25 protein-coding genes and 1 pseudogene are annotated in these 26,259 nt (G+C 71.8%); 14 read left to right on the forward strand and 12 right to left on the reverse strand.

Annotation, left to right across the window (positions count from 1 at the left end; genetic code table 11):
- Position 1 precedes the first annotated feature (1 nt).
- The gene (locus ACWD5Q_RS14935; RefSeq protein ID WP_451427394.1) at positions 2-658 is read right to left on the reverse strand and encodes a GntR family transcriptional regulator; all 657 of its coding nucleotides are present in this window, start codon (positions 656-658) and stop codon (positions 2-4) included.
- A gap of 150 nt (positions 659-808) precedes the next feature.
- Here ACWD5Q_RS14935 and ACWD5Q_RS14940 point away from each other — a divergent pair, with 150 nt between their 5' ends.
- Genes ACWD5Q_RS14940 through ACWD5Q_RS14950 form a run of 3 tightly spaced genes read left to right on the forward strand, consistent with a single transcriptional unit; the run spans position 809 to position 3,533 of the window.
- Positions 809-2,020 (forward strand): alpha-hydroxy acid oxidase, encoded by a 1,212-nt coding sequence (locus ACWD5Q_RS14940; RefSeq protein WP_451427395.1) that lies wholly within the window; start codon positions 809-811, stop codon positions 2,018-2,020.
- Positions 2,017-3,372, forward strand: coding sequence for an MFS transporter (locus ACWD5Q_RS14945; protein WP_451427396.1), 1,356 nt, complete (start codon positions 2,017-2,019; stop codon positions 3,370-3,372). The genes ACWD5Q_RS14940 and ACWD5Q_RS14945 overlap by 4 nt, the downstream gene beginning before the upstream one ends.
- A complete protein-coding gene (locus ACWD5Q_RS14950) occupies positions 3,369-3,533 on the forward strand; it encodes a hypothetical protein (RefSeq protein WP_451427397.1) in 165 nt (54 codons plus the stop codon). Before ACWD5Q_RS14945 ends, ACWD5Q_RS14950 begins: the two co-directional genes overlap by 4 nt.
- 37 nt (positions 3,534-3,570) lie before the next feature.
- Here ACWD5Q_RS14950 and ACWD5Q_RS14955 read toward each other — a convergent pair whose 3' ends face one another.
- Positions 3,571-4,533, reverse strand: a complete 963-nt coding sequence (locus ACWD5Q_RS14955; protein WP_451427398.1) for an ABC transporter substrate-binding protein — start codon at positions 4,531-4,533, stop codon at positions 3,571-3,573.
- A 182-nt stretch (positions 4,534-4,715) separates the two neighbouring features.
- Here ACWD5Q_RS14955 and ACWD5Q_RS14960 point away from each other — a divergent pair.
- Positions 4,716-4,994 (forward strand): annotated as a pseudogene (locus ACWD5Q_RS14960) (ATP-binding protein); the annotation flags it as partial.
- 52 nt (positions 4,995-5,046) lie between these two features.
- On the opposite strand, the gene ACWD5Q_RS14965 reads toward ACWD5Q_RS14960, so the two are convergent.
- The 3 genes from ACWD5Q_RS14965 to ACWD5Q_RS14975 are packed head-to-tail and all read right to left on the reverse strand — an operon-like array spanning position 5,047 to position 7,555.
- Positions 5,047-5,715 carry an ABC transporter permease gene (locus ACWD5Q_RS14965; RefSeq protein WP_451427399.1) on the reverse strand — a complete coding sequence of 223 codons (669 nt, stop codon included), beginning with the start codon at positions 5,713-5,715 and terminating at the stop codon, positions 5,047-5,049.
- Complete coding sequence (locus ACWD5Q_RS14970; protein ID WP_451427400.1) at positions 5,712-6,428, reverse strand: ABC transporter permease; 717 nt, start codon at positions 6,426-6,428, stop codon at positions 5,712-5,714. Before ACWD5Q_RS14970 ends, ACWD5Q_RS14965 begins: the two co-directional genes overlap by 4 nt.
- Positions 6,425-7,555 (reverse strand): ABC transporter ATP-binding protein, encoded by a 1,131-nt coding sequence (locus ACWD5Q_RS14975; protein ID WP_451427401.1) that lies wholly within the window; start codon positions 7,553-7,555, stop codon positions 6,425-6,427. The genes ACWD5Q_RS14970 and ACWD5Q_RS14975 overlap by 4 nt, the downstream gene beginning before the upstream one ends.
- Before the next feature lie 477 nt (positions 7,556-8,032).
- Here ACWD5Q_RS14975 and ACWD5Q_RS14980 point away from each other — a divergent pair, with 477 nt between their 5' ends.
- Positions 8,033-8,980 carry an AraC-like ligand-binding domain-containing protein gene (locus tag ACWD5Q_RS14980; protein ID WP_451427402.1) on the forward strand — a complete coding sequence of 316 codons (948 nt, stop codon included), beginning with the start codon at positions 8,033-8,035 and terminating at the stop codon, positions 8,978-8,980.
- 19 nt (positions 8,981-8,999) lie between these two features.
- On the opposite strand, the gene ACWD5Q_RS14985 is transcribed toward ACWD5Q_RS14980, so the two are convergent.
- The 6 genes from ACWD5Q_RS14985 to ACWD5Q_RS15010 form a co-directional block, all read right to left on the reverse strand.
- Positions 9,000-11,723 (reverse strand): AAA family ATPase, encoded by a 2,724-nt coding sequence (locus tag ACWD5Q_RS14985; protein WP_451427403.1) that lies wholly within the window; start codon positions 11,721-11,723, stop codon positions 9,000-9,002.
- A gap of 373 nt (positions 11,724-12,096) precedes the next feature.
- On the reverse strand, positions 12,097-12,762 hold the full coding sequence (locus tag ACWD5Q_RS14990) for a hypothetical protein (RefSeq protein ID WP_451427404.1): 666 nt from the start codon (positions 12,760-12,762) through the stop codon (positions 12,097-12,099).
- Positions 12,763-13,191: 429 nt separating this feature from the next.
- Positions 13,192-13,599 (reverse strand): peptide-methionine (R)-S-oxide reductase MsrB, encoded by a 408-nt coding sequence (msrB, locus tag ACWD5Q_RS14995; RefSeq protein ID WP_451427405.1) that lies wholly within the window; start codon positions 13,597-13,599, stop codon positions 13,192-13,194.
- A 14-nt stretch (positions 13,600-13,613) separates the two neighbouring features.
- Positions 13,614-15,002, reverse strand: coding sequence for a UDP-N-acetylmuramate--L-alanine ligase (murC, locus tag ACWD5Q_RS15000; RefSeq protein WP_451427406.1), 1,389 nt, complete (start codon positions 15,000-15,002; stop codon positions 13,614-13,616).
- Between the two features lie 162 nt (positions 15,003-15,164).
- The gene (locus tag ACWD5Q_RS15005; RefSeq protein WP_451427407.1) at positions 15,165-15,638 is read right to left on the reverse strand and encodes an indole-3-glycerol phosphate synthase; all 474 of its coding nucleotides are present in this window, start codon (positions 15,636-15,638) and stop codon (positions 15,165-15,167) included.
- A gap of 144 nt (positions 15,639-15,782) precedes the next feature.
- The gene (locus tag ACWD5Q_RS15010; RefSeq protein ID WP_451427408.1) at positions 15,783-16,634 is read right to left on the reverse strand and encodes a pyrimidine reductase family protein; all 852 of its coding nucleotides are present in this window, start codon (positions 16,632-16,634) and stop codon (positions 15,783-15,785) included.
- Positions 16,635-16,671: 37 nt separating this feature from the next.
- Between ACWD5Q_RS15010 and zapE the strand changes: the two genes are divergently transcribed.
- From zapE to ACWD5Q_RS15050, 8 genes are all read left to right on the forward strand, one after another.
- Positions 16,672-17,772: a cell division protein ZapE gene (gene zapE / locus ACWD5Q_RS15015; protein ID WP_451427409.1), complete on the forward strand. Its 1,101-nt coding sequence runs from the start codon at positions 16,672-16,674 to the stop codon at positions 17,770-17,772.
- 168 nt (positions 17,773-17,940) lie between these two features.
- Positions 17,941-18,333, forward strand: a complete 393-nt coding sequence (locus ACWD5Q_RS15020; RefSeq protein WP_451427410.1) for a hypothetical protein — start codon at positions 17,941-17,943, stop codon at positions 18,331-18,333.
- Between the two features lie 149 nt (positions 18,334-18,482).
- Positions 18,483-19,064, forward strand: coding sequence for a carbonic anhydrase (locus tag ACWD5Q_RS15025; protein WP_451427411.1), 582 nt, complete (start codon positions 18,483-18,485; stop codon positions 19,062-19,064).
- An 8-nt stretch (positions 19,065-19,072) separates the two neighbouring features.
- A complete protein-coding gene (locus ACWD5Q_RS15030; protein ID WP_451427412.1) occupies positions 19,073-20,530 on the forward strand; it encodes a SulP family inorganic anion transporter in 1,458 nt (485 codons plus the stop codon).
- A gap of 177 nt (positions 20,531-20,707) precedes the next feature.
- On the forward strand, positions 20,708-21,751 hold the full coding sequence (locus ACWD5Q_RS15035; protein WP_451427413.1) for a slipin family protein: 1,044 nt from the start codon (positions 20,708-20,710) through the stop codon (positions 21,749-21,751).
- Positions 21,752-21,958: 207 nt separating this feature from the next.
- Positions 21,959-22,144: a hypothetical protein gene (locus tag ACWD5Q_RS15040; RefSeq protein ID WP_451427414.1), complete on the forward strand. Its 186-nt coding sequence runs from the start codon at positions 21,959-21,961 to the stop codon at positions 22,142-22,144.
- A 71-nt stretch (positions 22,145-22,215) separates the two neighbouring features.
- Positions 22,216-22,971, forward strand: a complete 756-nt coding sequence (locus ACWD5Q_RS15045) for an aminoacyl-tRNA hydrolase (RefSeq protein ID WP_451427415.1) — start codon at positions 22,216-22,218, stop codon at positions 22,969-22,971.
- Positions 22,972-23,046: 75 nt separating this feature from the next.
- Positions 23,047-23,340 (forward strand): hypothetical protein, encoded by a 294-nt coding sequence (locus ACWD5Q_RS15050; protein ID WP_451427416.1) that lies wholly within the window; start codon positions 23,047-23,049, stop codon positions 23,338-23,340.
- Positions 23,341-23,457: 117 nt separating this feature from the next.
- On the opposite strand, the gene ACWD5Q_RS15055 is transcribed toward ACWD5Q_RS15050, so the two are convergent.
- Positions 23,458-24,381 carry a glycoside hydrolase family 16 protein gene (locus ACWD5Q_RS15055; protein ID WP_451427417.1) on the reverse strand — a complete coding sequence of 308 codons (924 nt, stop codon included), beginning with the start codon at positions 24,379-24,381 and terminating at the stop codon, positions 23,458-23,460.
- Positions 24,382-24,742: 361 nt separating this feature from the next.
- Here ACWD5Q_RS15055 and ACWD5Q_RS15060 point away from each other — a divergent pair, with 361 nt between their 5' ends.
- The gene (locus ACWD5Q_RS15060) at positions 24,743-26,194 is read left to right on the forward strand and encodes a DUF692 domain-containing protein (RefSeq protein WP_451427418.1); all 1,452 of its coding nucleotides are present in this window, start codon (positions 24,743-24,745) and stop codon (positions 26,192-26,194) included.
- Positions 26,195-26,259: the final 65 nt, after the last annotated feature.

The raw sequence follows: 26,259 nt of genomic DNA on the forward strand, positions 1-26,259 counted from the left end.
TTCACCGAGCGAACTCCCGCTGCGCCCGCTCCCGCGCCCGGCTGACATGCGCCGAGGCGGCCAGGCACGCCGCCCGGGGGTCACGCGCTCGCAGGGCGTCGATGATCGCCGCGTGTTCCGGCACCGCCTGGTCCCAGGTGTGCTCCCACGCGGCGGAGTACGCGGCGAGCACGAGGAACGACTGCACGCGGTCCAGGTGCTCCACCAGCATGGCGTTGCCGCACTCGGCCTGGACGCGCTGGTGGAACTCCAGATCGGCCTTGCGGGCCGCCTTGCTGTCGCCCTGCGACACGGCCGCCGCGAAGCGTTCGTTCAGCTCGGCGAGTTCGGTCGTCTGCTCCTCGGTCAGCCTCGGCGCCGCCAGCTCCGCCGCCAGTCCCTCCAGCGGCGCCCTGATCTGGAGCGCGTCGAGCAGATCGGCCTTGCTGACCTCCCGCACCACCGGACTGCCGCCCGACAGGGAGAACAGGCCCTCCGCGGTCAGCCGCTCGACGGCCGCCCGCACCGGGCTGCGGCTCATGTCGAGGAGCTCGGAGAGGGCGACGACACTGATCGCCTCCCCGGGCGCCAGATCGCCGTCGAGGATGGCGGCACGCAGCCGGGTGTAGGCCAGGTCGGTCAGCGACGACGGCCGCTGAACCGGTTCGAATCGGATCAATTGCCACTCCTTCGCGTGATGCATGCAGCATACCGGGCTCTTGTTTTCCGCCACTCGGAGTCGCATCCTTCAAGGCGTGCCCGCATGCTGCATTCAGCATGCAGCGTACAGGGAGTCTCTATCCGCCCTCTCATTTCCTGGAGGCTGGCGATGACCCGCCGACAACTCCCCCGCTGGTCGGAGCTGCGACCGCTGCTCCGCACCAACCTGTCCGCAGAGAGCCCCACGACCCGTCGACTGCGGCAGGCCGCCTCGATCGAAGACCTCCGCCGGCAGGCGAAGCGCCGCGTGCCGCGGGCGGTCTTCGACTACACCGACGGCGGCGCCGGGCGGGAAGTGAGCATGCGCCGCTCCCGCGAGGCGTTCGAGCGGGTCGAGTTCACGCCGGGCGTGCTGCGCGACGTCACGAAGGTGGACACCTCGACCACCGTGCTGGGACGGCCCGCCGCCATGCCCCTGGTGCTGGCTCCGACCGGCTTCACGCGGATGATGCACCACGCCGGCGAGCCCGCCGTCGCGCGGGCCGCGACCAGGGCCGGGCTGCCGTACGCCCTGTCCACGATGGGCACGACCTCCATCGAGAAGCTGGCCGAGCAGGCGCCGGGCGGACGCCGATGGTTCCAGCTCTACCTGTGGCGCGACCGCGAGGCGAGCAGGGACTTCGTCCGCCGCGCGGCGCGGAGCGGCTACGAGGCACTGGTGCTCACGGTGGACACGCCCGTCGGCGGGCTGCGCCTGCGGGATGTGCGCAACGGCATGACGATCCCCCCGGCCCTGAGCGCGTCGACCTTCCTGGACGGCATCCGGCACCCCGCCTGGACGTTCGACTTCCTGACCACCGAGCCGCTCCAGTTCGCCTCGCTGTCCTCGTTCGCCGGAACGGTCTCGGAACTGGCCACCCAGGTCTTCGACCCCAGCACCACCGTCGCCGACCTGCGCTGGCTGCGGGACGAGTGGTCCGGGCACCTGATCGTCAAGGGCATCCAGACGGTCGCCGACGCCCAGGCGGTGGTCGACGCCGGCGCGGACGCCGTCGTCGTCTCCAACCACGGCGGTCGCCAGCTCGACCAGTCGCCGACGCCGCTGGAGCAGCTACCGGCCATCGCGGCGGCCGTCGGGGACCGCGCCGAGGTCTACGTCGACGGAAGCGTGATGTCCGGTTCGGACATCCTCGCCGCGGTCGGTCTCGGCGCCCGCGCCGCACTCATCGGCAGGGCGTACCTGTACGGGTTGATGGCGGGCGGAGAGGCCGGCGTCGACCGCGTCCTGGAGATCCTCCGTACGGAGATGGTCACGACCATGCAGCTCATCGGGGTCAACTCCGTGGACGACATGGCCAAAGAGCGGGTGCGGATCAGATGACCGAGACATCCGCCGCACGGGAGGGAGAAGAGAAAGCGATGCCGCACAACCCCTTGGACCAGGTCTACCGCAAGGTCAACCGCCGGTTGATCCCCTTCATCTTCGCCTGCTACACGGTCGCGTTCCTCGACCGGGTGAACATAGGTTTCTCCAAGCTCCAGATGCAGCAGGACCTGCATCTCAGCAACGCCGCCTTCGGCCTCGGCGCGGGCATCTTCTTCATCGGCTACATCGCCCTGGAGGTCCCCAGCAACCTGCTGATGACCCGGTTCGGGGCCCGGCGCACCCTGTCGACGATCATGGTCCTGTGGAGCCTGGCGTCCGCCGGCACCGCCCTCGTGACCTCGCCGGCCGAGTTCTACGTCCTGCGCTTCCTGCTGGGCGCGTTCGAGGCCGGCTTCGTCCCCGGTGTCCTGCTCTATCTGACGTACTGGTACCCGGAGCGGCGCCGCGGCGCGGCGAGCGCGTGGTTCCTGGCCGCGGCGGCGTTCGCGGGAGCGTTCGGCAGCCCGATCTCGGGCGAGATCATCCAGGAGCTGCACCACGCACTCGGGCTCAGCGGCTGGCAGTGGCTGCTCCTCATCGAGGGAGTGCCGACCCTCATCCTGGGCATACTCCTGCCCCGCGTCCTGGACGACGGACCGCAGGACGCCCGCTGGCTGACCGCCGAGGAGAAGGAACTCCTGAAGGACGACAACTCCACGGTCCACACGGAACAGCACCACAACTTCCGCGCGGCCCTGCGCGAGCCGCGGCTGTACGTGTTCGGCTTCGTGTACTTCGCCCTGCTCTCCGGCTTCTACCTGATCAGCTTCTGGCTGCCCACCATCGTCGGTACGCTCGGCCACTTCAGTTCGGGTGAGATCGGACTCGTCACGGCAGTGCCCTTCGCGGCGGGGACCGTCGCCACCATCTGGCTGGGCCGCCACTCCGACCGGACGCAGGAGCGGCGCTGGCACATCGCGGTGGCGGAGGCCATCGGCATCGCGGCGCTGGTCGTCACCACCTGGGTGCACAACCCGGTCCTGTCGATCATCCTGTTCACCATCGCGGCCTCGGGCATCACCGCTGCCTTCCCGCTGATCTGGCCCCTGCCCGGCCGGTTCTTCAGCGGTGCGGCGATCGCCGGCGCGCTGGCCATCATCAACTCGATGGGCACCTTCTCCGGCTTCGTCATCCCGTACGTCGCGGGCTGGATCCAGGACGGGACCGGCAGCATCAACTACGTCATCTACCTGATCGGCTGCGTGGTCGTCCTCGGCCTCGTCGCCCTGCTGGTCGGGGTTCCCGCCCCGCCGCGCCAGGACCGCGGCACCCCGGCGGCGCAGGTGAAGGAGCCGTCCCGCGGATGACCTCGTCCGGCGCCGCCCCGGCGGCCGTGCCGCCCGGCTCACCGGACACCGAACCGGCCCCAGGGAACAGGGGGTTCCCCGGGGCCGGGGCGTACTGCCTCCAGGACCTCGTCCTGCTTACTGCCCACCGCACGCGCTGCACCTACCGCACGTCGACGTAGTCACCGTCCGTCCGCGGTGGTCTCCACGGCGGACGGGTCAGTCCAGGCCCGCCGACTTCAGCCAGGCCTGGGCGGCGTCGAGCGGGTCCTTGTTGCCGAGCTGCACCTGGGTGTCGAGGTCGAGCAGGGCCGCGGTGTCGAGCTTGGCCGAGACGGCGTTGAGCGCGTCGACGCCCTTCTGGGACAGTCCCGGCTTGTAGACCAGCGGCTGCACGTTCTGGAACCCGAAGAGGTTCTCCGTGTCCTGGAGGACGACGAACTTCTCCTTGGAGATGGTCGGGTTCGTGGTGAAGAGGTCCGCGGCCTGCACGGTGTTCTTCTGCAGCGCCGCCTCGGACAGCGGGCCGCCCGCGTCGAGCGCCTTGAAGGACTTGAACTCCAGTCCGTAGACGTCCTTCAGGCCGACCAGGCCCTGGTGCCGGGTCTGGAACTCCGGCGAGCCGCCGATGACCAAGTCCTTGGCGGCGTCCTTGAGGTCCGCGATGCTGGACTTGTCGGTGAGGTGGTACTTCGTCGCGGTGGCCGCGTTGACCGTGACGGAGTCCTTGTCCTGTGCGGGCGCCGCGTCGAGCAACATCAGCTTCGCGTCGAGCTTGGCGTTGATCGCGGCCGTCGTGGCGGCGGCCGTCTTCGGGGCGGCGCTCTTGTCGAGATAGGCCAGCAGGGCGCCGTTGTACTCCGGAAGGACCGTGAGGGAGCCGTTCTTGAGCAGGCCGTACGTGGTCTCGCGGCTGCCGATGTTGGGCTTGTAGGTGACCTTGATGCCCTTGGCCTTGAGAGCCTCGCCGTAGATGTCGGCGAGGAGGATGCTCTCGGCGAAGTTGTTGGAGCCGACGACGACGGTGTCACCGCCCGCCTGGCCGCCCGCGAGGGGGTTGTCGGACTTGTTGCCGGAGGACGAGGAACACCCCGCGAGCAGTGCCGCCGTGGCGGCGAGGGCGACGGCGGCCGCGCCGGGGAGTCTCCTGCTGGACGTGCTGGTGTTCGCGGTAGAAGTCACGATTCCCGTTCCGGGCTATGGGGTTGAAGCAGGGCATGGCACAGCTGTGCGGGGGTGCGGGCACCGCACCCACCGATCCAATCCAGCCGGTTCTCGGTCGGTCAAGACCATTTCGGTCACCGATTGGCCTCGATGCATGGTCCGGAGTGCACGTCCGGTCGTGAAGAAATGACGGACGGACCATCGTGGAGGGCGCGGTCGGCGCGCTCGTCATCGTCGACACCCGCCGCCTCGACGACTGCTACGCGGCCGTGGGCTACTTCGAGCACCGGAAGATCCCGTTCGCGGTCGCCCTCAACGCCTTCGACCGAAAGGTGGAGTACGGCCTGGACGGGGTCCGCTGGGCACTGGATGTCGCCGCGCGCGTCCCGGTCGTCGTCTTCGACGCCCGGGAGCGCGGCTCGGTGCGGGACGCGCTGCTCGTCGTACTGGAGCAGGCGCTGGCCCGCAGCGAGGGATGACACACCACACGGGGGCCCGGGACAGGGGGGTTCCCGGCCCCCGGTCGTCGCGTCAGGCGCTCCGCCGCACCCCCCGCGACACCGCGAGCCGCCCGGCCGCCCCGAACACGGCGAGCGTCGTCAGCGCCATCACGGCCACCAGCGTGGCGCCGCCCACCACCTTCTCGTAGTTCTTCTGGTAGAGACCGTCGATGATGTACCGGCCGAGGCCGCCGAGGCCGAGGTACGCGGCGATGGTGGCGGTCGAGACGATCTGGATGGCCGCCGAGCGCAGACCGCTGAGGATCAGCGGGAGCGCGACCGGGAGTTCCACCTGGAAGAGGATGCGTGACTCCTGCATGCCCATGCCGCGGGCGGCGTCCACCGGGGACGGGTCCACGGAACGGACGGCCTCGTAGGTGGTGACCAGGATCGGCGGAACGGCGAGGACCACCAGGGGGATCATCACGGGCAGCAGACCGAACCCGAGCAGGGTGACCATCAGGACCAGCAGGCCGAAACTGGGCAGGGCCCTGGCGGCGGTGGCGATCAGGGAGAGGGCGGTGCCCCCGCGCCCGTAGTGGCCGGTGACCAGGCCGACCGGCAGCCCGATGGCGGCGGCGAAGGCGAGTGCCTCCAGGCAGTACTGGATGTGCTCCCACAGGCGCGTGGGGATGCCGTCGTAGCCGTGCCAGTGGGCGCTGTCGTTGAAGAAGGCGCTGACGAAACCGAGTACGTTCACCGGGCGGCGTCCTCCAGGGCGGGCACGGCCTGATCGGGCCGGGCCACGGCGGCCTTGGGCTTCCGGCGGCGCGCGCCGCTCGGCATCCACGGGGTCAGCAGAACACGGACGAGGACCAGCGCGGCGTCGGCGAGGATCGCCAGGACCGCCGTGGTGATCACCGAGTTCCACGCGAGTTCGGGACGGTGGTAGATGTTCGCGTCGTTGAGCAGGTTGCCCAGCGCGCCCTGGTTGCCGATCAGCATGCCGACGCTGACCAGGCTGATGCTGGACACGGTGGCCACCCGCAGTCCGGCGATGACGGCGGGCACGGCGATCGGCAACTGGACCTGGAGGTACCGGCGTACGGGTCCGAAGCCCATCGCGGCGGCCGCGTCGAGCGTCTCCTGCGGCACGGAACGGACGCCGTCCACGATCGCCGGAACGAGGACGACCAGGCTGTAGACGGCCAGCGGGATCATCACCGTGGTCTCCGTCTGGCCGGTGTAGTCGATGAGGACGACGAAGAAGGCCAGCGACGGGATGGCGTACAGCACGGTCGTCACCCACAGCACCGGTGGGTACAGCCATCGGAACCGCACACAGATCTGACCCACGGGCAGGGCGACCAGCAGGCCCGCCAGGACCGGGAGCAGCGCCTCCCTCAGGTGCAGGCCGATCAGGCCGAGATAGCTGCTCTGCAGATCGCTCGGGATATCGAAGAACCGATTCATCCGGCGACTTTCTCCCCCTGCGCGCCTGCGGTGCGGGCACTGCGGATGGCCTCGCCCACCGACTGCTGCGACACGACCCCGACCACCCGGCCGTCGCCGTCCACAGCGACGGCCCAGCCGGTGGGCGAGAGCACGGCGCCGTCGAGCACGGTGCGCAGTGAGTCTTTGCCGTGGACGAACGGCCTCCCGTACGGCAGCAGCCGCTCCGGCGCGATGTCCCCCGCGACCAGGTTCTCCGGCTCGCTCCAGCCGAGCGGCCTGCCGTCGAGGCCGGTGACGAGGAGGTAGGGCGTGTCCGGGGTGGCGCGGGAGGCGATCTGTTCGGCGGTGGCGTCGACGGCGACGACCGGGGCCATGGCCAATTCCAGTGTCCCGGAGATGAAGAAGGACAGCCGCCGGATGCCCCGGTCACTCCCGAGGAAGGCCTCCACGAAGGAGTCTGCCGGGGAGGTGAGCAGTTCGGCGGGCGGGGCGAACTGGGCGATCCGGCCCCCGATCCGCATGACGGCGACCATCGTGCCGAGCCGGATCGCCTCGTCGATGTCATGGGTGACGAAGACGATGGTCTTGCCCAACTCGTCCTGGATCCTGAGGAGTTCCTCCTGCAGCCCGTTGCGCACGATCGGGTCGACGGCGGAGAACGGCTCGTCCATCAGCAGCACCGGCGGGTCCGCGGCGAGCGCCCGCGCCACGCCGACGCGCTGCTGCTGCCCGCCGGAGAGCTGGTAGGGGTACCGCTGGGCGAGCGACGCGTCGAGGCCGACCCGTTCCATCAGCTCCCGGGCGCGCGTCCGGGCACGGTCCTTGCTCCAGCCGAGCAGCCGGGGCACGGTCGCGATGTTGTCGACGATGGTGCGGTGCTGGAAGAGGCCCGCGTTCTGGATGACGTACCCCATGGACCGGCGCAGCGAGTTCACGGGCCGGCGGCTGATGTCGACGCCGTCGATGGTGATCGTGCCCTCGCTCGGCTCGACCATGCGGTTGATCATGCGAAGGGTCGTGGTCTTGCCGCAGCCGGAAGGGCCGACGAGGACGGTGATCGAGCGGTCGGGTATCTCCAGGGACAGCCGGTCGACCGCCAGCGTGCCGTCCGGGTACCGCTTGGTGACTGAATCTATCCGTATCAAAGCGCCGAATACCCTTCGGGTGTGGCAGGAGCGGCCCGATTCCGGCCGGTGTCGCACAGGCCGTTGCCGGGAGAGTCTAGACGGCTAGTGTTGCGGCTCTGTGGCGGGTGACCTGGCGGTCAGCCCGCCCGGGAGCGGCCGCCGGGCCCGTGTACGCCGCCGCCGGACGGGCGACGAGGGGTGTGGACGCGGCACGCCCCGGGGGTCGGGCGGGATGGAGGGCGGTGCACCGGCTCTCGTCGGACATACCTACGTCGGACGCACCGCTCCGTCGACGGATGAGCAGTCATTTGACCTACTGCCAGGACGGCCGGCACCGCCACCCTCATGTGTGCGGACCCACGCCTCGGAGAGGACCAGACCGGTCGAAACGATGGCGCTGCGGTTCGCGGCTACGGTCTGAGCAGGGCGATTCCCTATCGGGCGCCCTTATCCCGGGAAGTCGTTCACATGCGGAATATCCTGACAACAGCATCCGTGCCGAGTCACGCCAAACGGGAGTTCTGGAACCACGCTGTCAGCCGCACCCTGGGCCCGCTGTCCGTCACGCTCAAGAGCGCGTCGTCCTTCGCCGGACAGATCGCCAGTGGCCGCCTGGGCTACGTCAAGGTCGCGACCATCGAGGCGGACGCGCAACGGATGAGCCGGACCGCCGCGCACGCGGCCAGCGTCCGGACCGCCGGCGACTTCGTGTCCGTCGGCCTGCAGGCCCAGGGCCGGTCCACACTCGTCCAGGACGGCAGGACCGCACTCCTGAACCCGGGCGACATGGTGCTCTACTCGTCGGCCCGGCCCTTCACCCTGGACCAGCCCGGCACCTTCCGCATGCACGTCTTCCAGGTGCCGCAAAGCGTTCTGGCGGTTCCGGACCGCGACGTCCGCTCGGTCACCGCCCTGCCGCTGTCCGCGGACGAGGGCGTGGCCGGGAGGTTGGCACCGCTTCTGTCCATGCTGGCCGAGAGCCGGTTCAGCCACCCCGCGCCGGTGAGCGAGCTCCTCGGGGGAACCGTCGGCGATCTGCTGGCCGCGCTGGTCGGCGAGCGGGGCACGGCCCGGGAGAGCAGGGGCGACCTCGATCCCATGACCGCACGGGTACGCGAGTACGTCAGCCGGAACCTGGCCGACCCGGATCTCTCGCCCGAGACGATCGCCGCTCACCTGTCCATCTCCGTGCCGCACCTGCACACGATCTTCGAGGGCGAGGAGCACACCATCGAACGCTGGATCCAGCTACGCAGGCTGGAGGAATGCAGAAGCGAACTCGCCCGGCGCGGCCAGGTCAGTCCCACGGTGTCGGCGGTCGTCCAGCGCTGGGGCTTCGTCAGCCCGGCCCACTTCAGCCGGGCCTTTCGTGCGGCGTACGGCATGTCACTGCGCGAGTGGCGCTGCGCCGTGGCAGAGCAGGAGACCCGGGAGGCGAGTTGACGCAGTCGCGGGGGCAGATCTAACCCGGCGGAGAGCCGCCCGCGAGGGCGTCCCGCAGAGCGGTGCGGGAAGAGATGCCCAGTTTGGGGTAGATCTTATAGAGATGGGCTCCGACCGTGCGCGGGGACAGGTGCAGCAGCAGGCCGATGTCCTTGTTGGTCTTCCCCTGCGCCGCCAGTTCCGCGATGCGCAGTTCCTGGGCGGTGAGCGCGGAGGCACCCTCGGCGAGGGCCATGGCCGGCGCGGCGGCACCCGCGGCACGCAACTCCTCGGCGGCGCGCCTGGCCCAGGGCTCGGCTCCGAGCCGGCGGAAGGTCGACAGTGCGCGGTTCAGCAGCTGGCGTGCGCGGCGGCGGTCGTGGCGGCGGCGCAGCCACTCGCCGTAGTTGAGCTGGATCCGCGCCTTCTCGAAGGGCCACCGGTCACGGTCGGCCAGGGACAGAGCGTCCTGGAACAACTGATCGGCCTCCTCGTCCCCGGCAGCCGTGGCGGCCGCGCCGGCGAGGATGAACGCGTAGTGCGGGGAGATGGCGTCCATGCGGGCCTGCCGACCGGCTGCCACATGGGCCCGCGCCTCGTCGACGCGGCCGGTGCGCATGCACGCCTCCACCACGTCCAGGAAGACCCGGTGGAAGATGAAGAAAAAGGGCGGCAGCACGCCCGGCGGGGTGACCGAGCTCGCGTGTGCGTAGGCCTCCTCGTAAGCGCCCCGGCTGAGAGCGGCCCGGGCGTTGGTCTCCTCGACCATGCCCAGCACGGCGTTCAGCCGCTGCGGTCGCGCCCAGTCGGCGATCCGCGCGTTGAGCACGGTGAGCCGCTCCTCGTCCCCGCGTCCGGTCGCGACCAGGGCGAGGTAGTAGCTCATCAGACCGACGTGGAACTGGTCGCCGTGCCCGCGGGCCCGCTCGACGGCCTCCTCGGCCATGGCCTCGACTTCGTCCCAGCGGCCCTCCAGGAACATGGGGTAGAGGGCGAGTGCCGTCACCACTTGCTGGATGGCGTGGGAGCTGCGGCTCGTCAGCCCCACCCACACCTCCGCGAATTCGCTGTAGAAGTCGAGGTGGATGGAGGCGAGGGTCAGCCATCGCGCCTGCCACGCCGGCAGGCCGGACGGCAGGTCCGCGACGGTTGCGCGGAGCCGGTCGGCGACGGTGTACGCGGTGCGCGCCGGATCGGCGATGGCGTCGAAGCCGATACGGGCGTGCGGGGACCCCTTGTCCAGCACCCCGATGACCGGTTCCCAGAGATCGGCCTGGCCCAGGTACACGCAGGCTCTCATGAGGACGTACAACGCGTCGTCCAGGACCGGCTCGGACTGCTCGCCCCCGTAGGCCTCGTCCAGCAGGGGCGGGAGCGTTCTGCGGACTCCCTCGAGATCGCCGTCGCGGAAGAACATGAGGTAGGCGGCCGCGGTGGCCCGTCTCAGCGGATCAGCGGGCAGGGCTTCGCGTTCGCACGTCTCCAGCAACCCCTCGGCCAGCTCCATCTGGCCGCCGATCACGGCGACGAAAGCCGCCTCGACCAGGCGTCGCGCGCGGCCCTCCGCCGTCGGGCTGAGATCGGCCGCACGGGAGAGCGCCGCCGCGGCCTCCGCCGGGCCGCCTCGGCCCAGGGCCCGATCGGCCGCGTGCTCCAGTGCCACTGCGGCTGCCTCGACCGGCCCGGCCGCGGCATCCGCCAGATGCCAGGCCTGCCGCTCGGGTTGGTCGGCCAGCACCTCGGCCAGCGCCCGGTGTCCGGCACGGCGCACCACGGGAGGTGTGACATGCACGACCGCGGAGCGCACGAGCGGATGCCGGAAGGCGATCGCCTCGCGGGTGAAATCGATGCTGACCAGTCCGCTGCCGACCGCGGCCTGGAGTGCCTGCTCGCTCCACCCCTCCCAGCCCTGGGCCGCTGCCCGGACCGTACGCAGGCCGCCTGCGCCGCTTCCCGCGAGGGCGGCCAGCAGCAGCCCGTAGCGGGCCGGTTCCGGAAGCGCCCGGACCCGTCCCGCGAAGACGTCCTCCAGCCGATCACTCAGGGGCAGCGCCGAAGGCAACGGGGCGATTCCGCGCTGCTGCCGCTCGTCGAGCCGCGTGGGTAACTCCACGAGGGCCAGGGGATTGCCCGCCGCCTCCGCGAGAAGCCGCTCCGCGGTCGGGATCGCGAGGTGCGGGTGTTCCCGCGCCAGCAGCGCGGCAGCCTCCAAGGGAGGCAGCGGAGCGACATCCACCGCCTGAACACCCGTCAGATCCATCGGCTTGCCCCAGCCCACGCGGGCCGCGGTCAGCAGGACGACGGGCAGCGCGGCGATCCGGCGTTGGACGAAGCCCAGGACCTGGGCACTCGAGGCGTCGATCCAGTGCGTGTCGTCGACGATGACCAGCAGGGGATGGGGCCGGGAAGCAAAGCGCAGCAGGGCGAGGGCCGCCGCGGAGATGGCGAACCGGTCCGGTGCCTCGTCGTCCAGCGCTCCGAAGGCCCGGTTCAGCGCGGCCTGTTGGGCGGGGGGAAGCCGCTCCATGTGGTCAAGCAGCGGATACAGCGCCTGGTGCAGAGTCGCGAAGGCGAGTTCCGACTCCTGCTCCGCCCCTTCGGCGCGGATCACACGGGTGCCGGCCTCACGGGCGTAGTCCTCCGCCCACTGCAGCAAGGCGGTCTTGCCCACTCCTGCGTCGCCGCGCAGCAGCAGCGCTGCCCCGGACTCCCGCACGCCACTCAGTACGGAGGCGAGCAGGACCAGTTCCTCCGCTCGGCCCACGATCCCAGCACCCCTGCCCACGCCAGGCTCGGCGGAACCGTGGGTCCCCACCTCGTACGTCCTTTCACCGACCCCACCGGCCCCAGGCGCCCCTGGGACGGACCGCCAGACGCGGCTGTGACACACCGCCAGGCCGCCGGGGGAAGAAGTGACGCATGGCACAGTGCCGGTGCCTCACGGACGAACGCCGTCTCCGACGGCTCCTGGGCGACCGGGCGGCGATGGAAGTGCGGCGGCATGGCAACTGCCACCGGATGATCCCTTGACTGATCCTGACAGACCATAGTCCCCGACCGGGCGGCGGGCAATCCCGGTCGAGCGCCGACAGCCGACGTGCGCGGGTGCGGGTACCGATCCCCTGACGCGGGGACCCTCAGGCCTCTTCCCGTCCGTCGGCCGGCCAGGTCTCCGTCAGTGCCGAACGCAGGAAGGCGACCACCTTCTCGAACGCCCCTTCCCAGGTCTGCTCGGTCGTGATCCAGATGCGGGGCCACGGGTAGCGGGGATCCAGAGCCGCGAAGTCCCGGGTGTCCTGCGGACCGAGGGAAGGTGACTCCGCCTCGTCCCGGGAAGGCGCCAGCACCAGCGCGGTGAGTTTCGGGCTGCCCCACGCGGTGGCCATGCGTGCGGCCCGCGCCATCGCGCCGGCCGCCTCCCCCAGGCCCACGAGAGCCAGACGCGTGCCGTCCAGGCCCGCCTCGTGTCCATGGGCGGCGAGCCACGACGACGCGGTGAAGCAGTCGTCGTCCAGAGCCGAGGTGCCTGCATTGTCACCACACGCCAACTGGACCACGGCGGCGTTCGTCAGGCGCGCCAGGCTGCGCAGCGAGGTGTCGCCGGACAGCGGATCGCCCCCCGGTTCCGCGCCCCCGCCGGCGGCAAGGATGACCGGCAGCGGGGCGCCGGTCCCGGCCGGCCGGTAGAGGTGCGCCAGCGCGCGGCCGGGCGCCAGCCGGGGAATGGCCAGGGACTCCTCCGAGGGCCGCGCGGTCGGCGCGGTCCGGGGGTCACCGGGCCCAAGGGGGTCATAGGCAGACATGACGTCGTCTCCTGGGGCAGTTGCCGAACATCTGGAGGCCAGCGGACCGCAGGGTCCGACGGGCGTCCTGCGCCCACCCTCGCGCAAGCCGGGCAGGCGCGACTCAGTCGATTGACTTACGTGCCGCGATACGTCACGGCCGCGCCGCAAACCCGAGCGGTACCTCTCCCCTCGCTCTGCTCCGCCATCGGCAGGGAAAGGGATCAGGCGACGGTGTACTCCGTGTCGCCGAAGTCGGCCATCACGCGGAGCCTGCCTCCCAGGGCCTCCACGTACGACCGCAGCGTCGCGACTTCCGTCCGGTCGGCGTCCCCCGTACTCCCCCGTGTCGAGTTCGGCGAGGTGTGCCTGGTGGCGCTTCTCGGCGAGCGGGATGGTGGCGTCGTACCGGCGCTGCCCGTGGTGACACCGGCGCGGAAGGCGCCGACCTCAGTCCTCGGTCGGCTCCAGCCGCAGTGAGATCGAGTTGATGCAGTACCGCTGGTCCGTCGGGGTCTGGTAGCCCTCGCCCTCGAAGACATGCCCGAGATGCGATCCGCAGCGGGCGCAGCGCACCTCGGTGCGGAGCATCCCGTGCGAGCGGTCCTCGACCAGTTCCACCGCGTCGCTGTCCTTCGGGTCGTAGAAGCTCGGCCAGCCGCAGTGCGAGTCGAACTTCGTGTCCGAGGTGAAGAGCTCGGCGCCACACGCCCGACAGGAGTAGACGCCCCGGGTCTTGGTGTCGGTGTACTCACCGACGAAGGCGGGCTCCGTCGCGGCCCTGCGCAGAACCGCGTACTCGGCCGGGTTCAGCTCCGCGCGCCACTGCTCGTCCGGCTTCTCCACGTCGTACGCCATGCTGTGTCAGCCCCTTACTTCGACAGACGGGTCAGGATGAGCGGGCCCAGGTCCGTGACGTCCCCCGCGCCCATGGTGAGAACCAGATCCCCCGGCTTCGCCATTCCCGCCACCGTCTCGGGGACCTCCGCCTTGTCGTGGACGGCCCGCACCTCGGCGCCCGCCGCCCGCGCCGCCGCGATGATCAGCTCGCTCGTCACGCCCGGGACGGGGTCCTCGCGGGCGGGGTAGATGTCCAGGACCACGGAGGCGTCCGCGAGAGCAAGCGCCTCGCCCATCTCCTTGCCCAGCTCCTGGGTGCGGGAGAAGAGGTGCGGCTGGAAGACGACCAGGATGCGGGAGCCGTCGGCCGCGGCCCGCATCGCCTCCAGGTCCGCGGTCATCTCCGTGGGGTGGTGCGCGTAGGAGTCGATGACCTGGACGCCGGCTTCCTCGCCCGTCAGCTGGAGGCGGCGCTTGACACCCGTGTACGCGGCCAGGGCCGTGGCCAGCTCGGCCGCCGGGACGCCCAGCGCCACGCCCGCCGCGAGTGCCGCGACCGCGTTGTGCGCGTAGTGGCGGCCCGGGACGGAGACCGTGAAGGTCAGCTCCGCGCCGTCCAGGAGCACCGTCACCCGGCTCTTCAGACCCTGCGGAACGACCGAGAGGATGCGTACGTCGGCGTCCTCCGCCTCGCCGTACGTCACCGTCTTCACCGAGCCGTCCAGCCGCCGTGTCAGCTCGCGCGCGCCCTCGTGGTCGGTCGTGATCACCAGTGTGCCGCCGGGCACGATCCGGCCCGCGAAGGTCTGGAAGGACTCGTAGATCTCCTCGAGGGACGCGTAGTTCGCGTGGTGGTCCAGTTCGACGTTGAGGACGATCGCGACCTCGGGCGCGTACGTGTGGAAGCTGCGGTCGCTCTCGTCGGCCTCGGCGACGAAGATCTCGCCCTCGCCGTGCAGGGCGTTGGAGCCGGGGGCGTCCAGGTCGCCGCCGATGGCGTACGACGGGGCGAGGCCCAGCTCGGTCAGGGACACCGCCAGCATCGACGTGGTGGTCGTCTTGCCGTGGGTGCCGGCGACCGCGATCGGGCGCAGGCCGTCCATCAGGCGGGCGAGCGCGTCCGAGCGGTGCACCACGGGGATGCCCAGCTCCGCCGCACGCGTCAGCTCCGGGTTGTCCGCCCGGATCGCGGAGGAGACGACGACGCAGGTGGCGTCGTCGGCGAGGTGCTCGGCGGCGTGTCCGATGTGCACGGTCACACCGAGCGCCCGCAGGGCCTCGGCGGTCGCCGAGTCCTTGGCGTCACTGCCCGCCACCCGGGCGCCGCGCTGCGCGAGGATCTTGGCGATGCCCGACATCCCGGCGCCGCCGATGCCGATGAAGTGCGGTCGGTCCATGGCGGTAGGAAGGCCGGGTGCCATGCGTGTATCTCCCCAAGATCCGGTACGACGGTGGGCGTCCTCGCGCGAGAACGCGCCCCCAGCCTATTGCGTACCGGGGCGGCTCCTCGCACGGGACGCGGGCGACCGCGCCCCGTGCGGAAGCGGGCTTCGCGGGGCACCGGGCCCCGCCCGGCCCGGCGGCTACGCCTTGCTGTGCGAGAACAGCTTCAGCACCGGCACACCCACCTTGTGCCGGGCCCTGGACGCCCAGTCGCGGTGGAAGAACTCCTCCACGTAGTGGGGGTCGGTCAGCACGATCACCTCGTCCGCGTGGACCTCGTCGACCAGCGTCTTCAGCGCGTCCAGCGGATGTTCCTCGATGAGGCGGCCCTCCGCCTCGCTGCCGGCCGCCCGCAGCGCGGTCAGGGACACCTCCAGAGCCTGCTGCCCGAGGGCGGCGGCGTTCTTGCCCTCCGGGGTCTCCCGTTCGTGTGCGGCCTCGTCCAACTCGCCGAGGGCGATGTCGTCGATGGCGCGCAACAGGCGGTCGGCCTGGTCGCCGCGCGGCTGCAGCAGCACACGGAAGGTGACCGGCTCCTCACCGTGCAAGGTCGTCACGAACTCCACATCGGCCGACGTGAGAGCCTTCTCGATCATCAAGACGCTCGTGAACACGGCAGGCGCCCCTTCCTCCTCCGAGGACCCCTCCGGGGGGCCTCTTGTCCGTGGGCCGTAGAGGCCCTGCGGAGACCATCCTGCCCCGTGATCGCACGGGGATAGCAAGATCTAGTGTGCCTGCCGTACGGCAAACGGACACCGTCAGGCCCGGCAGTAGCGGCTGAAGAGGAACCCCTCCTCCTCCAGCAGCGACACCAGCCTCATACGCTTGGGCACCGCCATCGAGGGGCCCCCGGCGATCCGCTGCGCGTCGCCCGCCGTGAGCGTCGGGGAGACCGTCAGGCACAGCTCGTCCAGGACCCCCGCCGTGACCAGCTGCCCGAGCAGGTGCGGGCCGCCCTCGCTCAGCAGCCGGGTCATTCCGAGGTCCGCCAGGGCGCGGACGGCGCGGGCGGGGTCCACCCGCACGCCGTCCCCGGCGATCAGCACACGGGCGCCCGCCTTCTCCGCCGCGGCCACCCGGTCCGGCGCCGCGCCGGCGCCGGTCAGCACCAGCGTGGGCACCAGGGGCGAGGTGAACAGCGGCCACGAGAAGTCCAGGTCGAGGCCGGCGCTGACCACGGCGATCACGGGCGCGGGACCCTGTCCGGCCGCCTCCCGCAGCCCCGCGAAGTCCGCACCCACGCGTGCCGGGCGGTAGCCCTCCTGCCGTACCGTCTCCGCGCCCACGAGCACGGCGTCCGCGAGCCCCCGCAGCGTGCCGAAGATCCGCTTGTCGCCGGTGCCGGAGATGGGCTGGGAGCGCCCCTCGTGCTGGGCGGCGCCATCGAGGGTGGCGACCATGTTGGCGCGCAGCCAGGGCTCCCGGCCGCCGGGTCCGGGCTCGGGGTAGGCGTACGCCGCGGCCAGCTCCCGAAGGCTCCACTCCCGGTCGGTGGCGTCCGGGGCGGGATGCCCGCCCATCGGGCCGGCATCGGCGGTCTCCGCCCCGCCGGGGGGCGTGCCACCGGGCCGGGGCGCTGTCTCGTCGGTCACAGGGAACAGGCGTCGCATGACGTGCAGTGTGGCACGGCCTTTAGCATGGGGAACCGTGTCCTCCTCCTCCGCCGCTTCCGGGATCGACCCGATAGCCGAAGCGGTTCCGCTGTCCCTGAGCGCCCGCGACCCGCACGTCCCCGTCGGCCGGCTCGTCGCCGAGATGGTGCCGCCGCCGCGTTTCGACTCGGTCCGTTTCGCGACGTACGTTCCGGACCCGAACCAGCCCAGCCAGAGCGAGGCCGTGCGCGTCCTGGAGAGCTTCGCCACGAGCATCGGCGGTACCCCGGCCGCGCCCGCCAGGCGCTCGCTCTTCGGCTTCGGGAAGGCGAGAACCCCCAAGACCCCGGCGGGACCCCGCGGCGTCTACCTCGACGGCGGCTACGGCGTCGGCAAGACCCACCTCCTGGCCTCCCTGTGGCACGCCACCCCGGCCGAGCCCGCGCTCAAGGCCTTCGGCACCTTCGTGGAGCTGACCAATCTGGTCGGTGCGCTCGGCTTCCAGCAGACGGTCCGAACGCTCTCCGGGCACCGTCTGCTGTGCATCGACGAGTTCGAACTCGACGACCCCGGCGACACCGTCCTCGTCTCCACCCTGCTCGGCAAGCTCGTCGACGCGGGCGTCGCGCTCGCCGCCACCTCCAACACCCTGCCGGGCAAGCTCGGCGAGGGCCGGTTCGCCGCCGCCGACTTCCTGCGGGAGATCCAGGGTCTGTCCGCGCACTTCCGCCCCCTGCGCATCGACGGCGAGGACTACCGGCACCGCGGCCTGCCCGAGGCCCCGGCGCCGTTCACCGAGGAGCAGGTCGAGAAGGCGGCGTACGCCACCGACGGCGCCTCGCTCGACGCCTTCCCGGATCTCCTGGAGCACCTCGCCCGCGTCCACCCGAGCCGCTACGGCGCGCTGACCGACGGGGTGAAGGCCGTCTGCCTGACCGATGTCCGGCCGGTGCCGGACCAGTCGACGGCGCTGCGGCTGGTCGTGCTCGCGGACCGGCTCTACGACCGGGAGGTGCCGGTGCTCGCCTCCGGCGTGCCGTTCGACCGGCTGTTCAGCGAGGACATGCTGCAAGGGGGCTACCGCAAGAAGTACTTCCGTGCGATCTCCCGCCTCACCGCCCTCGCCCGCGACGCACAGGGTCTCGTGAAGGCGTAACAGTCCCAAACGGTTGTGCGCCACCGGCGCGTTCTAGCCACTCTCACCTCGGTTTTTGGGCTGTCCTTTACCTGAAACGTGAAGTTAACCCTGCAAACGAGCCGGCCAGGTTAACGTGTTGCTCACGTCATCCGTGACGGACGCACGCACGCAGCGGGGAGGGGGCGCATGGTTCGCGGCACGACGGTCCGGTGGGTGCTGACGGCGCTGTCCGCCGTCCTGTCGGCCCTGCTGGCTCTGCACCTCGTCACGCCCACCGCCTCCTCCGCCTCCGCGGACCGGACCCAGGCAACCGCCGCCGGCTTCCCGGAGCCTGTCACGAGCAAGCGCGCGGAGGACACGGACGAGATCGTCCGCTGCGGCGGGACCGGACATCTGGCGGGCCCGACCGGCCCGCTGCGCACCCGCGACCGCCACCGCACGGCCGCGGAACCCGTCTCGGGGGCCCCCACGCCGACGCCGTCGGCGAGCGGCGCCCCGGCCGGCCGGCCCGCCTCACCGCACATATCCAGACCCTCGACCGCTCACACTCCCGCGGCACTCCAGGTGTTCCGCCACTGAGCGGTCCATCCGGTACGGACGGACAGCGACCTCCCCTCACCACGCCACGTTGGCCGAGCGCGTCGACGTGGGGTCCTGTCGCCGTATCCGCATATGCCACGTTCTCGTACACCGACGCGCCGGACCAAGCGCGCCAGGAGGAACTGACAATGCAGCCCCTCATCGATCACGCCCGTGCGCACGGACAGCGCCCCGAGGAGTTCGCCCGGCTGGCCGAGGGCCAGTCCCCGCAGGTCCTGTTCATCACCTGCTCCGACTCCCGGGTCGTGCCCGCCCTGATCACCGGAGCCCGGCCCGGTGAGCTGTTCGAACTGCGCACCGCGGGCAACATCGTGCCCCCGTACGCCTCCGAGCACCCCACCAGCGAGGCGGCCACCATCGAGTACGCCGTGGAGGTGCTCGGCGTCAAGGACGTCGTCGTCTGCGGCCACTCCCACTGCGGTGCCGTCGGCGCGCTGGTGCGCGGCGACGACCTGACCGCCGTCCCGGCCGTGCGCGACTGGCTCGCGCACGCCGCGCCCGAACCCCGGGCGACCGGCGCGGACGACCCGGCGGTCGCGGACGCCGTACGCAACCATGTGCTCGCCCAGTTGCTGCGCCTGCGGTCCTACCCGTGCGTGGAACAGCGCCTCGCGGCGGGCCGACTGCGCCTGCACGGCTGGTACTACGAGGTGCACACCGGAGCCGTGCACGAACACCGCACCGCCACCGACACCTTCGAAGCCCTGTGAGCGGCCCGATGAGCGCATTCCCTTACCTCAGGCGGGACTTCACCGCCTCCCTCGTCGTCTTCCTGGTCGCGCTCCCGCTGTGCGTGGGCGTGGCCGTCGCCTCCGGCGTGCCCGCCGAACTCGGCCTGGTGACCGGCATCGTGGGCGGCCTCGTCACCGGAGTGCTGCCCGGCAGCAGCCTCCAGGTCTCCGGACCCGCGGCCGGACTGACCGTGCTGGTCTTCGAAGCGGTACGGGAGTTCGGGCTGCCGGCGCTGGGCGTGATCGTGCTCGCCACCGGGGTGCTCCAACTCCTCATGGGCGCGCTGAAACTGGGGCGCTGGTTCCGTGCCATCTCGCTGTCCGTCGTGGAGGGCATGCTGGCCGGCATCGGCCTGGTGCTGATCGCCGGACAGCTGTACTCCGTGGTCGGGGCGAAGCCCCCGGCCTCGGGCCTGGGCAAGATGGCCGGACTGCCCTGGGCGCTCGTCGACGCCGCGTCGAGCGCCCGCGCGCTGGCCTCCCTGGCACTCGGCACGGGCACCATCGCCGTCCTCGTGCTGTGGAAGCACCTGCCGCGCGCGGTGCGCACGGTGCCCGGTCCGCTCGCCGCGGTCGGCCTCGCCACCCTCGCCACCGTGGTCCTCGGCCCGCCGGTGGCCACGGTCGAGGTGAAGGGGCTGCTCGACTCGGTCCAGCCGCCCTCCCTGAGCGCCTATGGCCAACTGGCGGACGTGGGCCTGCTCGGCACGATCGTCGCGTTCACGCTGATCGCCTCCGCCGAGTCCCTCTTCAGCGCCGCCGCCGTGGACCGGCTCCACCACGGTCCGCGCACGCAGTACAACAAGGAGTTGATGGCGCAGGGCACCGGCAACACCGTGTGCGGGCTGCTCGGGGCACTGCCGATGACCGCGGTGATCGTGCGCAGCGCGGCCAACGTCCAGGCGGGTGCCCGTACCAAGGCGTCGCGTGTGCTGCACGGTGTGTGGCTGCTGCTGTTCGCGGCGCTGCTGCCGTCCGCGCTGGCGTACATACCGATCCCGGCGCTCGCCGGCGTTCTCGTGTACTCCGGCGCCAAGCTGGTCCCCGTACGGGTGCTGGTGACCCTGTGGCGCGAGCACCGGGGTGAGGCGCTGATCCTGCTGGTCACGGCGGTGTCCATCGTGGCGATCAGTATGTTCGAGGGCGTGCTCATCGGGCTCGCGCTGGCCGTGGTGAAGACGGCGTGGGAGGCCTCGCACATCCGGCTGGAGGTCATCGACAAGGGCGCGGGCCCGGTGCAGGCGTATCTGTCGGGCAATGCGACGTTCCTGCGGCTGCCGAAGATCCTCGACAGCCTGGAGGCGCTGCCGCAGGACCGGCCGGTGGAGCTGGACCTGGCCGGGCTGCACCATCTGGACCACGCCTGCCGTACGGCCCTGGAGAACTGGGCGGAGCGGCACAGCGCGGCCGGGACGGATCCCGTCCGGCTGACCTCCGGCGGCTGACACCCGGGACCGCTCGGCGCCAGACACACGGGAGCCCGCCGGTGCCGCACCGGCGGGCCCTCGCTTCATAGACCCTGGCGGAATTATCGTGGTAGGTGCAGATGCATCCGGATATGCCAGATTGACGGATACACCAGATTGACGGGATATACCGGACCTCTCTGTGAGGAGGTCGTCATGCTCTCGGAGCTGGTGGGTGCGCTGGTCGGACTCGGTGCCGTGGGACTCGTGTACGTGTCCGCGGCGGCCCGGGTGGTCAAACAGTACGAGCGCGGGATCGTGTTCCGCTTCGGACGGCTCCTCGGCACGCCCAGGCCGCCGGGCTTCACCGTGATCGTGCCCTTCGTCGACCGGCTGCAGAAGGTCAACATGCAGATCGTGACGCTGCCGATCCCGGCACAGGAGGGCATCACCCGGGACAATGTGACCGTGCGCGTGGACGCCGTCGTCTACTTCAAGGTGATCGACCCGGCGAACGCGATCATCCGGGTCGAGGACTACCGGTTCGCGGTCTCGCAGATGGCGCAGACCTCGCTGCGCTCGATCATCGGCAAGAGCGATCTGGACGACCTGCTGTCCAACCGGGAGAAGCTCAACCAGGGCCTGGAACTGATGATCGACAGCCCGGCCGTGGGCTGGGGCGTGCAGATCGACCGGGTCGAGATCAAGGACGTGTCGCTGCCGGACACGATGAAGCGGTCGATGGCCCGCCAGGCGGAGGCGGACCGCGAGCGCCGGGCGCGCGTCATCAACGCGGACGCGGAACTCCAGGCGTCGAAGAAGCTGGCGGAGGCCGCCGGGGTGATGTCCGAGCAGCCCGCCGCGCTCCAGCTACGGCTGCTGCAGACCGTGGTGGCGGTCGCGGCGGAGAAGAACTCCACGCTGGTCCTGCCGTTCCCGGTCGAGTTGCTGCGGTTCCTGGAGCGGTCGGCGTACTCCGAGAGCGCGACGGGGCAGAACGGGGCACGGTCAGCGCCGGGCACGTCGGTCCGGCCGGCCGTCGAGGCTCCGGAGCGGTCGGCCGAGGGCGCGCCGACGGGTGAGGCGGCACCACAGCCTCCGGAGGAGGCCGCCGCGCCCGCGCACGGGCTCGCCCAGGTACCCATCGGCGAAGGCGCCGCGACTCCTTCGGGCGAGGCCCCTCCGGAGCTGTGGGCGGAGCCCCCGGCCGAGGAGGAGCCGCCGGCACCTGCCCCCGCCTCGGTCACCCACGACGAGTGACCCACCGCCTCGGCCGGCTCCGCTCCCGAGGGGCCGGCCGGCGGGGCGGCTGCGGCGGCCGGGCGGATGACTTCGCGGTCGCCCCGGCCCGGCGCACCGACGCCGGGGCCGTATCCACCCGACCGGCCGGGCAGCGGCCCGGCCGGCACGGCCTCGCGCCCCGGCGGACGCCGGTGGGCGTCGGCCGCCTCCGCTTACGCTGGGGGCATGAGCGACTACTGCGATACCCGGGCGGCAGAGGCGGTGGCCCCGGTACCCGCGGCGGGCGGCCCGCCGTTCGCCGAGTGCGTGCTGTGCCGGGAGCCGACCGAGTACCCGGAGTCCTTCAAGGGGATCACGCTCTGCCCGGTCTGCACGTGGCAGGAGGCACAGCGCACGGCCTGCTCCGGATGACGTCCCGGCCGCCTCCTCCCCCACGACGGCTCACCCGATGACCCGATCTTCCGCCTGGCACACTTGGCGTCGTGAGCAGTGACCAGACCCCCGCAGCGTCGGCGGACTCCCCGAACGACGGCCAGGACAGCGACAGCCCCTTCCACGCCGAGCGCACCGCACGCGACGAGGCACCGCAGTTCGTCATGCCGATGGTGGTGCGCATCGAGCGGGCCGCTCCCCCGGCGCGAACGGACGCGCTGGAGACCGCGGCGCGCGCCGTGCTCGTGCTTCTCAGCGACGAGCGCTCGCTCGGCGAGGGCGAATGGGCCCAGGCGATGCGGGACTGGCAGGACGCGCGCATCCGCAAGGTGGTGCGCCGGGCGCGCGGCGCGGAGTGGCGCCGGGCCGAGGCACTGCCCGGCATCACGGTCACGGGCAAGTCCGCCGAGATCCGGGTCTTCCCCCCGGTGCCGCTGGACGGCTGGCCCAAGGACCTGGCCCGGCTCCAGGTCTCGGGCACGGACCTCGACGACCCGGAGCCGCCGGTCGAGCCGGACCCGTCGACGCCGGTGCTGTGGCTGAACCCGGACCTGGAGATGACCGCGGGCAAGGCGATGGCCCAGGCCGGTCACGGCGCACAGCTCGCCTGGTGGGCCCTGCCGGACGACGAGCGCGCCGCCTGGCGCGATGCCGGCTTCACGCTCCAGGTCCGCACGGCGCCCCCGTCCCGCTGGCCCGAACTGACCGCGTCCGGCCTGCCGTTGGTACGCGACGCCGGCTTCACGGAGATCGCCCCCGGAAGCTGCACCGTGGTGGCGGACCACCCGGCCCTGCGCCGGGGCTGACGGCCCGCGGCGCGCGCCGTCCCGCACAAGAGTCCGATGCGGCGCGGGGGACTCCTTGGTGACAGGATCGGCGTTATGGGCACCGAGACGGACTGGGTGTACCAGGTGTTCGAGCCGCATGGCTCGGAGGGATGGCGCCCCTACGGCAGCGACCCCGAACGGTGGCGGGGCGCGATCACCGCCGCCGATTCGAGCGAGGGCGCCCAGTACGCCGTCGCCCTCGTCGTCGCCGACCTGATGACCGAGTGGAAGGCGCGCGGCCTTCCCCGGGCGAAGCACGTGCGCGTCTTCCTCTGGCGCGAGGAGGAGGGCGACGCGGCGGACGCGGACATCATCGTGGAGGTCCGGCCGAACATCCACGCGGTGTGACGCAGGGGTGTCCGGGGCCCGGCGCGCTCCCGGGCCGGGCGCGCGGCCGACGGTGGCCGGCGGGGCCGCAGGCCTGAGCCGAGGTCGACGGTCCGCGGTCTGCGGCTCGTCAGGGGTTCATCGGCGCGCCGCCTCGTATCTGTAGCAGGTCAGCCAGGTCGTGTCGATCTGGACGGAGGAGCCCTTCGCGGCGTAGTGGCCGCCGAGGCTCGACTCGTTCTGGAGCACCCAGGGCGTGGTGTCGGGGTTGTTGCCCGTCACATGGCCGATCTTCTTGCCGTCCAGGTAGAAGGTGACGCCGGAGGGAGTGATCTCGTAGGTGCTGGTGTGCCAGTCGGTCCAGCGGCCGGGGGCGTCGGCGTTGTACTCGCGGAAGCCGTGCACGAAGGCGCTGATCGGGTCGTGGACGAAGTTCTCGCCCGCCTCCGGGAAGTCGATCTCGCTTCCGGCGTAGCGCAGATGGGCCATCTTGTAGCCGTCTAGCGCGCCGTGGACGCGCCAGCGCTCGCTGAACTTGCCGTAGCGGATGTTCATGCAGCCCAGCGGCACCAGTGCGGCCACATGGTTGTCGCCCGTCGCCGGCCGGTACATGCGCACGTGCAGTTGGCCGTCGCCGGTGGCGGACGGGCCGATCCAGGTGGTGTCGTCGGCGCGGTACTCGCCGCCGAAGGTCCGGGTGTTGCCGTTGGAGTGATTCTTGGGGTTGGCCGTGTCGTACCAGCCGCGGGGGTAGGCGCCGATCTGGTGGTAGACGCCGCCGGACGTCCTGAGCCCGGCGCAGTGGAAGTCACCGTCGCCGGCACAGCCGGTGAAGGCCCCGAGCGGCACGTACTGGCCGTTGAAGTTGTCGGCGAAGACCTGGTGGAAGGGCCCGCAGTCGCCGTAGGGCATCGCGTCGCCGACGGTGTGGCAGGCGTCCTGCGACGGCGTGGCCGCGTGCGCCGGGACCCCGCTGCGGGTCACGACGGGAGACGCCACGAGGGCGGCCAGGGCGAGGGCGACCGCACCGCGCCGGCGGTGCCTGTGGAGACGGGTGATCACGGGTTCCTCCGGGTGGGCCGTGGCCGCGAGCCGCGGGCGGCAGGCGTACGCCGTGGGCCGCCGCGCGGTGCCGCATGGTCACCAGCAGCTCTTCCTGGAGGTCGCGTGCCGTAGTGCCCGCCGTTGGAGTGGAACCCTCAAATGTTCCTCTGAAGGTCCCCGGGGAGGGTTCGGCCCCGGGGACCGGGGCCATCACTCCGTCACACCGGCGGCGGCGGTCGTCGACGGGGGGGCGGACGGGGTCGGCCGGGCGACGGGCGGGGTCGGCCGGGCGAGGACGCGGAGGCGGCCGGGTCGCCCGGTGCGGCGGCCGTGGTCCGCCCGAGGACGCGGCGGAGGACCCGTGGCGGAGGAGGTAACGATGGAACGACTGGGTACGGGCATCGGGTGGCGGCCGGAGATCGCCGGAGCCGTGGAGCGGATGCCGGGCATCGACTGGGTCGAGGCCGTCGCCGAGAACGTGTGCCCCGGTCATCTTCCCGAGTCGCTGGTGCGGCTGCGCGAGCGCGGTGTCACGGTCGTCCCGCACGGCGTCTCCCTCGGCCTCGGCGGCGCGGACCGTCCCGACGAGGCACGGCTGGCCGCGCTCGCCGAGTGCGCACGGGTCCTGGGCTCGCCGCTGGTCACCGAGCACATCGCGTTCGTACGGGCGGGCGGGCCGCTGACCGCCTCGCCGGCGCTGGAGGCGGGCCATCTGCTCCCGGTCCCCCGCACCCGCGACGCACTGGACGTCCTGTGCGCGAACATCCGCATCGCCCAGGACGCGCTTCCCGTGCCGCTCGCCGTGGAGAACATCGCGGCGCTCATCTCCTGGCCGGGCGAGGAGATGACCGAGGGACAGTTCCTGTACGACCTCGCCGACCGCACCGGCGTACGGCTGCTGATCGACGTCGCCAACCTGCACACGAACCACGTCAACCGCGGCGAGGACCCGGCCGGGGCGCTGGACGAGCTGCCCGTCGAGGCCATCGCGTACGTCCATGTCGCGGGCGGCTTCGAACGCGACGGCGTCTGGCACGACAGCCACGCCCACCCGGTGACGCGGCCGGTCCTCGACATCCTGGCCGGCCTCGCGTCGCGCGTCACCCCGCCCGGGGTCCTGCTGGAGCGCGACGAGAACTTCCCCGAACCGGACGAACTGGAGCGGGAGTTGTCCGCGATTCGGCAGACGGTCGAGAAGGCGGCGACCGGGGCGGACACCGGTGTCGCCGCCATGACCGCGACACGGGCGGCGGCCGGGGCGAGCCGAGCCGCCGCGGCTCCGGGGCCGACGGACGAGACGGGGCCGGACACCTCGACGCGCGCAGTGGGGCCGGACGCCTCGGCAGGCGCAGTCACTCCGGACAACCCGACAGACGGAAGGGGGCCGGAATCCGGTCGTGGTCGCGCCGGTGACGCGACCGCGCGGGAGCGGCTCGCGCTCGCGCAGGCCGCACTGCTGTCGTCCCTCGTCGCCGGCACTCCCGTGCCCGAGGGATTCGACCGGGTGCGGCTCGGGGTGCAGGCGCGCGCCCTCGCCGCCAAGCGGTCCGGTGTCGTCGCGAAGGTCGCTCCCGAGCTGCCCGTGATCCTCGGGGAGGCGTACCGGCCGGCCTTCCTCGACTATGCCCAGAGCCGTCCGACGACCGGCGGTTACCGGCGCGACGCCCTCGACTTCGCCGAGCACCTGCTGCGCGCCGGGCTCCCCGAGGACGCCGGGGCGCGGCGACGGCTGCGTGCCTGGTGGCTGGAGCGCTCGGGCCCCACCCCGCCGTCCCGGCACCCCGCGGCCCGACTGGCCCGAGCAACGCGCCGGGCACTGCTGCGGCACTGAGCCCTGGTGTCAGGCCCGGCCCCAACCCTCGTATCATTCGCGGCCCCGCCCCAAAGCGGCGAACG

The sequence above is a fragment of the Streptomyces sp. NPDC002513 genome (assembly GCF_053595355.1).